4 protein-coding genes and 1 pseudogene are annotated in these 6,192 nt (G+C 42.7%); 3 read left to right on the top strand and 2 right to left on the bottom strand.

What is annotated here, in order from left to right; translation table 11 throughout:
- Nucleotides 1–12: 12 nt before the first annotated feature.
- Nucleotides 13–1,533 carry a circularly permuted type 2 ATP-grasp protein gene (locus tag E0H88_RS14725; protein ID WP_502699750.1) on the bottom strand — a complete coding sequence of 507 codons (1,521 nt, stop codon included), beginning with the start codon at nucleotides 1,531–1,533 and terminating at the stop codon, nucleotides 13–15.
- A 272-nt stretch (nucleotides 1,534–1,805) separates the two neighbouring features.
- Between E0H88_RS14725 and E0H88_RS14730 the strand changes: the two genes are divergently transcribed.
- The 3 genes from E0H88_RS14730 (at nucleotide 1,806) to E0H88_RS14740 (ending at nucleotide 5,871) form a co-directional block, all read left to right on the top strand.
- Complete coding sequence (locus E0H88_RS14730) at nucleotides 1,806–2,807, top strand: helix-turn-helix transcriptional regulator (protein WP_131274787.1); 1,002 nt, start codon at nucleotides 1,806–1,808, stop codon at nucleotides 2,805–2,807.
- 175 nt (nucleotides 2,808–2,982) lie between these two features.
- A protein-coding gene (locus tag E0H88_RS14735) for an IS5 family transposase (protein ID WP_502699749.1) occupies nucleotides 2,983–3,734 on the top strand; the annotation gives its coding sequence in 2 pieces (ribosomal slippage) (nucleotides 2,983–3,217 and nucleotides 3,217–3,734; 753 coding nt in all).
- Between the two features lie 466 nt (nucleotides 3,735–4,200).
- The gene (locus E0H88_RS14740) at nucleotides 4,201–5,871 is read left to right on the top strand and encodes an FMN-binding glutamate synthase family protein (protein ID WP_131274789.1); all 1,671 of its coding nucleotides are present in this window, start codon (nucleotides 4,201–4,203) and stop codon (nucleotides 5,869–5,871) included.
- Between the two features lie 89 nt (nucleotides 5,872–5,960).
- Here the strand turns inward: E0H88_RS14740 and E0H88_RS14745 are convergent.
- Nucleotides 5,961–6,192 (bottom strand): annotated as a pseudogene (locus E0H88_RS14745) (IS4 family transposase); the annotation flags it as partial.

The following is a 6,192-nucleotide window of genomic DNA, read 5'->3' on the forward strand; positions in this document are numbered from 1 at the left end:
ATGGTTAGATATTTATGAATGCAGGTTATCGACAACCCATGTGTCTTTAACGCCACCACCCTGTGAAGAATTCACCACCAGCGACCCGGCCTGCATGGCGACCCGTGTCAAACCACCCGGTACAATCTCGGTGCGGTATGGTGAGCTGAGGACAAAAGGCCGTAAATCGATATGACGCTCTGCCACGCCAAAATCAGTCAAGGTCGGGCAAACCGATAAATCCAGTGTCGGCTGTGCAATATACAAATGCGGAGCCGCACTAATTTTGTCTCTAAAAGCTTCAATCTGGCGGCTTGAGGCCTGCGGACCAATCAACATGCCATAACCGCCTGAGCCTTGGGCTTCTTTCACCACCAGCTGTTCCAGATTGGCCAGGACGTATTCCAGATTTTCTGTTTCCCGGCACAAATAAGTCGGCACATTTTTTAAGATGGCCTGCTCGCCCAGATAAAAATGAATCATTTTATCCACATACGGATAGATTGATTTATCATCAGCCACTCCGGTGCCCGGCGCGTTGGCAATCACCACATTGTGATTTAAATAAGCTGACATTAAGCCGGGTACACCCAAGGTGCTATCCGGCAAAAAGCATAAAGGATCGAGATATGCATCATCGACTCGACGATAAATTACATCAACCCGCTGTCTGCCACGAATCGTTTTGACATAAACCTTATCGTTCTCTACAAAAAGGTCACGTGATGTCACTAAAGGCACATCCATCTCCCTTGCCAGGAAGGAATGTTCATAATATGCGCTGTTGTAGCGACCTGGCGTCAGAACCACAATAAAAGGCTTATCGACATAGGCATTTTCAGCCAGAATCTCTTTGAGTAACTGAGGATATTGCTCGATACCCAAAACGTTATTTTGCTGGAACAGCTGTGGCATTAATTTCTGGCTAATTTTTCGGCTTTCCAGCATATAAGACACACCGGACGGGGTTCTTAAATTATCTTCCAGCACATAAAATTCACCATGACGGTCACGGATAATATCGATCCCACCGATTTGGCTGTAAATTTTTCCTTTCAGGTCATGTGCATACATATGTGGCTGATAAGCTTCATGTGCCAATACCTGCAACTCAGGCACAATATTGGCCTTCAAAATGTCCTGTTGATGATAAATATCGTGTAAAAATAAATTCAGTGCACGCACCCTTTGCGCACAGCCAAGCGACACCTTGTTCCATTGCTTTTTCTCCATCACCCGTGGAATCAGGTCATAGGGAATGGTTCGCTCAATTCCTTCAGACTCACCATAAACAGTAAAGGTAATACCGTCATATAAAAAATGTTCCTTGGCCGTCTGGTTGAGCCACTTCAACTCGTCCAAAGTATGTTGTGATAACCAATGTTCCAGCTTTTGGCAGGTTTCACCCGTCATCCCCTGTTCATCAACCAATTCATTAAAAAAATGTGATTTAAATTGTTGAAATAAAGAATTCAATTTAGTTTGAGGTCTAAATGAGGTTGTTAAAGACTCATTGCCCTTCTCTGCCACTTCATTGTGGGAAAACGTCTCCATTGACGCCATCGAATTTGTATCTTGATTTTCTTTAAGCATACAAACCTCGTAAGTATTTTCTATTGTCAACCGATTCAAGCAACAAGCATGCCAATTATTATTTAGGTTCTTGATTTATTATAGTTTTATTCATTTCAAGGAATTTCCGGATAAATCCAGGTCAAAATATGCACAGTTTCTAGCAACCATGCTTGCGAAAATAATTCAGTTTTTTTATTGTGTTCATCATTTAATGGATATATAAACACTCTACCCGATCTTTAATTTTAGTTATGTCTTCACAAGAAAAAGAAACGTCAAATAGCCTGTATCGTCAGTGGCAAATTTTATCTCGTCTTTCTACCGGGAAATGGATGGGTACCCGTGAATTGCAGGAAATTTTGCAGCGTGAAGGGATTGATATCAGCCTGCGTACCATTCAACGTGATTTAAATCAGATCTCGCTACGTTTTCCGATTGAAAGCAGTAAAACCGTGCCTCAGGGCTGGCGCTGGCGTTCAGATGCACCTATTCAAAGTTTGCCGCATATGACCAGCTCGCAGGCCGTCACCTTTATGATGGTCGAGGAACATTTAAAACACCTGTTGCCGCCTAGCCTGATTGAAGAGATGAATCCGTGGTTCGATCTGGCGCGTCGCAGCTTGTCGACCCAAAACAATGTACGCCAATGGATTAACCGTGTGCGGATTGTCCCGGCGACCCAACCGCTGATTCCACCTGTCGTCGACAAACTGGCGCAGCAGTCCATTTATGAAGGCTTGCTGCAAGACAAACAGCTGGAATGTGTCTATCAGGGGCGCAGCCATTCCGGTGAAGAAAAAACCTATATTTTGAATCCCTTAGCATTGGTACAAAAAGGTGCAATTATTTATCTCATTTGTACCCGCCATGATAAAACCGATATTCAGACCTTTGCCCTGCATCGTTTTAAATCGGCTGTGGTGCTCAATTCGCGCGCAATGCACCCGGTGAACTTTGATATTGATGCCTATATTGAATCCGGTGCCTTAGGCTTTAGGGTCGACTACAACAAACCGACCCATAATGTGGCCTTAAAACTGACCATGACAGAAGAAGATGCACATTATTTTGATGAAAGCCAGCTCAGCACTGACCAGGTGATTGAAAAATTAGAAAACGGTTTGGCCCAAGTCACTGCAAGCGTGCCTTTCACTTCACAACTTGCATGGTGGTTACGGAGTTTTGGCAACAAGATTCAGCACATCGAACCGCTTGAAGTTTCCAATGCAGTTCGCCAAATCGCGGATGAATAAAAGCACTGAAATAAACAATAAAAAAAAGTCCCAATCTTTGGGACTATAGAGTATTTCTGCTTGGATCTATTTTTAGTATGGTCTGGTGGGCTTCTAGGGGGTGTCCTCATTTGAAGAATTGGTTTTAAATACTTAAAATCCTCCTTTAAGCTCTTTTCATTTCTATATTTTTTCAATGGCACGTACTCTTCTCACCGATGATATTTGGCAGCAAATTCAAGATACTATGCGATTACACGGTTGTTACTGTTCAAAAAACAGTAGAAATATTATGGAAGCCATCTTATGGAAACTACGTACGGGTGCGACATGGCGTGATATTCCTCAAGAACTTTGCCCTTGGCAAACTGCTTACAATCGCTTTAATCGCTGGGCAAGTAAGGGATTATGGGATAAATTTTTTTTAGATTACGAGGCATTCTGGATCAGGAATGGGTATTCATTGATGGAAGCTACATACGCGTGCATCAACATGCAAGTGGAGCTCGGCATGGTTTCGAACGAGCAATTGGACAATCACGCGGTGGACGAACAACAAAAATACATCTTGCAACCGACGCAAATGGATTACCGATTGATTTTAAAATCACTGGGGGTGACGTCCACGATAGTCAAGTTGCAAAACAACTGATTGATATGGTAGGCGAGGCAACTTATCTCATTGCTGACAAGGGATATGATGCTAAGCACATTAGAATATGTGCCAAGAACAAGAATATGATTCCCATTATTCCATTGAGATCAAACAGTAAGAGATCAAATAAGGAATTTGATAAATATCTATATAAATTAAGACATTTAGTTGAAAATGCTTTTGCGAGATTAAAACATTTCCGTGCTATTGCAACTCGATTTGATAAACTAGCACGCAATTATAAATCTATGATCCGTATAGCCTGCATATTTATTTGGTGCAAAGCCAAATGAGGACACGCCCTAGAACATCAAGCTTTATTTTCTCACCCCGACACAAAGCTTGATGGTGACGGATTTTACACATGGAGAAAAACCTATTGTGCTCTAGCACGCCAGTTCTCCACTATTATAGCGAATGGATTTCATGGTCATATCAATTACCTCTTGTGGCTTGGATAAAAACAATGTAATCCACAATCTCTGCTTTATGAAAGCATAAGATCTGAAGTTTTAATCTGATTATTTATTAAGCATTTATTCTGAATTTCTATTTCCCTGTGTTTATATGCCGCTCATCTGTAGTGTGCATTCCAACTTTGATTAAATTCAAGGATCATTGAAATCAATAATGCCTGTACTCAACCTTAAGCCGAGATTTAGCCTTACTTCCCTTTAGCGGTTTTACAAATCAGAACTTGTGCCGTGTATATAAAATAGGCAAATTCATGTTATGAACTCTTTGATGGAAAACATGAAAATGCCAGTTCCAGCCCAAGCCGTCAGACATAGACTTTTAAATACTTTTTTCTCACGATACTCGGTCTGGTTTAGCTGCATTTTTATTACCTTAACCATTAGCTGGTTTCGGATTATCTATGAACCCCAATATATTCATTATTTTCTTTCCGATCCCTTTCTGAATTCTTTATGGCTGATCTCAGGAATCCTGACGCTGGTTGGCGTATATGATATCTTGCAAAATCAGCATTCAATCCTGAAAAATTATCCCCTCATTGGACATTTTCGCTTTATTTTTGAAGAGTTTCGTCCTGAAATCCGGCAATATTTTATTGAAAACGATCAGGACGCCCTGCCATTTTCACGGATGCAACGCAGTCTGGTTTACCGACGTGCCAAGAATAAAAATGCCGATAAACCGTTTGGTTCCCTGATTGATGTCTATCAGCAAGATTACCGTTTTATCACCCATTCCATTACGCCATGCAAACCTGCCGATCCTGAAAGCTTCCGTATTCAAATCGGCAATCATCAATGCAGGCAACCCTATAGCGCCTCCATCATGAATATCTCCGCCCTGAGTTTTGGCAGCCTGAGCGCCAATGCGATTCGGGCATTGAATCTGGGGGCGAAAATGGGCAATTTTTATCATGACACCGGTGAAGGCAGTATCAGTCCTTATCATCTGGAAAATGGCGGAGATATTGTCTGGGAACTCGGCAGCGCCTACTTTGGCTGCCGCACCTTGGAGGGTCAGTTCGATCCGGAAAAATTTTCCCGCCAAGCCCGATTACCGCAAATCAAGATGATAGAAATCAAGCTGTCTCAAGGGGCAAAACCCGGTCATGGCGGAATTTTGCCTAAAAGCAAGATTTCAGAAGAGATTGCCCAGATACGCGGAGTGAGCCGCGAACATGATTGTGTTTCTCCGGCCCAGCACTCTACATTTAGCACCCCAATTGAAATGATGCATTTTATCCAGCAACTGCGTGAATTGTCTGACGGTAAACCGGTGGGCTTTAAACTCTGTATTGGTCAGCCCTGGCAATTCATGAGTATTGTCAAAGCCATGCTTGAAACTCACATTGTGCCGGACTTTATTGTGGTAGATGGCTCTGAAGGCGGTAGTGGTGCCGCCCCGATTGAACTGATTGACCACGTAGGTACGCCTTTAAGGGAAGGTTTACTGTTTGTGCATAACACCCTGGTCGGTGCAGGTTTAAGAGATCAAATCAAGATCGGAGCAAGCGGCAAAATTATCAGTGCTTTTGACATTGCCAACACCATGGCGATTGGGGCGGACTGGGTCAATTCGGCGCGCGGCTTTATGTTTGCCATCGGTTGCATTCAGGCGCAAAGTTGTCATACCAACCAATGTCCGGTGGGTGTTACCACCCAGGATCAGGAACGGCAAAAAGCCCTGCATGTTCCCAGCAAGGCTGTTCGTGTCTTGAATTTTCAAAAAAATACCCTGCGTGCCTTATCCGAAATGATTGCAGTCGCAGGCTTGAAACATCCGGCGGATATCAAGCCACATCACTTAGCCCAGCGCATTAATGACCGGGAAATCAAGAATTATGCCCAGTTACACTTCTGGTTAAAAGAAGGTGAATTACTCAACTGCAAAGCGGGAGATGATGAAAACTTCTATTATCGTATCTGGAATTTAGCCCATGCGGATAGATTTTAATCATGGCACCAATTCAGAGAGACTCATTTTAAATGCTAATCTAAGAATAATAAAAAAGAGGCCATGTGGCCACTGCTGTCCCACAATTTTTACAAGAGGAAGCTCACATGAGCTTCCTCTTGTTTGATGGGGATTTTATCGGGTGAGAATAAAGCTTTTAAAGTTTTTCTTTCAAATAAATTCACTTGAATTATTCTGAGTAAGCGTTGAACTGTCCAACCCGCTTTCCCTAAATGTTGAGTGAAACTCACCAGTAAATAGGCAATCATCGCAATCCAAATTTGCGTCTGAATCGCGTTCCTGCTTCGGCCTAAAAAGGCT

The organism is Acinetobacter sp. ANC 4216 (assembly GCF_004331195.1).
GTDB lineage: Bacteria > Pseudomonadota > Gammaproteobacteria > Pseudomonadales > Moraxellaceae > Acinetobacter > Acinetobacter kookii.

Excerpts from the sequence above, each read along its gene's own strand:
- E0H88_RS14740 (WP_131274789.1), top strand. The coding sequence starts at position 4,201 with ATGCCAGTTCCAGCCCAAGCCGTCAGACATAGACTTTTAAATACTTTT.
- E0H88_RS14725 (WP_502699750.1), bottom strand. The coding sequence starts at position 1,533 with ATGGAGACGTTTTCCCACAATGAAGTGGCAGAGAAGGGCAATGAGTCT.
- E0H88_RS14730 (WP_131274787.1), top strand. The coding sequence starts at position 1,806 with ATGTCTTCACAAGAAAAAGAAACGTCAAATAGCCTGTATCGTCAGTGG.